At 38.6% G+C, this 1426-nt stretch carries 2 protein-coding genes; both read right to left on the reverse strand.

Going from position 1 to position 1426, the window contains the following annotated elements; genetic code table 11:
* The coding region (locus BLV86_RS17445) for a GatB/YqeY domain-containing protein (protein ID WP_175456612.1) at positions 1-278 on the reverse strand (278 nt) is incomplete at its 3' end.
* 26 nt (positions 279-304) lie between these two features.
* On the reverse strand, positions 305-1180 hold the full coding sequence (locus BLV86_RS17450; protein WP_090820130.1) for an ImmA/IrrE family metallo-endopeptidase: 876 nt from the start codon (positions 1178-1180) through the stop codon (positions 305-307).
* Positions 1181-1426: the final 246 nt, after the last annotated feature.

Genomic DNA, 1426 nt, shown 5'->3' on the forward strand with positions numbered 1-1426 from the left:
GAAGGAGCATATTCCTTGATTACATCATATCTGAACTGATACTCTGCCTTGAGTTCTGCTCTATCGTCCGGACAAGTATCGATCTGTTCTTTCGCTGTCTTAAGAGACTTAATGATCACCTGATCCACAAGGTCGTCACCTATATTGTCTCTTGATCCAGAGTCTATTGCCACTTTCTTAACATCTGATATAAGAGAAGAAATTGCATCTTTTCTAGCCTTATCTCTTGCCTTCATGGCTGCTATCATATCCTTTTGAAGTGTTTCGAATTTTGTCATGTTAAATACCTTCTTTCGAAATAGTTTTAATTGATTAATGTACTCATTAACAATATATTTCCGCCAGGCACTTTCTTTATAGCCTGAAGTATCTTATCAGAGGCCTCTATAACACATCTTGCTGTATATCCGTCCTCTTTAGCTCCTCCATACTGCTCAAGATAATCGTCCGGATTATAAGTAACATTTATCATTCGGCATACAGTCTCACATACTTTTTCTGCTTCTGTTTCTCTTATGGCAAGATTTAAATCCTTGCCTCTGTATGGCGGTTTACAGACCTGATAGTTTTGCCCTTCTTTACGAAGGTCTGATTTAATATGCCCGCAAAGAATATGTCCTAACTCATGAAGCAATGTATGAACACGTCCGGTATCGTTTGTTGTACTACTGACAGTTATATAATAGTTTGCCTGATGAGTTTTCTCCTCATCATAACTCACCGTATATATATCAGGTTTTTCTCGTGGTCCTGCTTCTCCTAGCTGTTTAGTACCGAATGCTTTCTCATAGTAGCTTATGCTCATATACCTGCATGCTTCCTTCAGTATCGGAAGGAATTTATCAGCCACTGGCTGAGGTTTAGGAAAATGAAATTCATTAAGCCACTTTATATCACGCGGAACATAACGTCCCTCTGTATCAGCAAAATCATAGTAGAAATAGACCGGTCCGAAAGGTTTCATAAGAACTATTGGTGTTGCATCCGGTCGAATACTCCGCCCATGACTTTCCCATTCTGCTTCTGTAAGCAACCATGCAACTCCCGGACGCTGTAGAAATGCCAAAGCCGAGTTAAACATGCTAATGCGCTGGTTAAGCCACGCAAACATTGCATAGTTGACATATTCATCCCATTTACCCAGATATAATATCCTGTCAAATAGTTCAGTTGTGCCCATATAAACCTCATTTCTAACTGCTTCTATAACTACATCTAAATATAAAATACATGATGAAGTATCTAGCAAATTTGAGGGTACAGATGCTCTTGGGATATGAAACTTTCTGTACTATAAGTTTTATTTCTTACACCACCATGCATTTTTTCCCTTTGTCACTTTTCCTCCGCCTTCTTTGTAAATGAAAGTAAATCCTAATTTCTTGGCTTTATTTACAACAGGTTGAAGCTCGGAACCTCCCAATAT

Origin of the sequence: Oribacterium sp. KHPX15, from assembly GCF_900107835.1 — a bacterium.
In the GTDB taxonomy this organism is placed as follows: domain Bacteria; phylum Bacillota; class Clostridia; order Lachnospirales; family Lachnospiraceae; genus Oribacterium.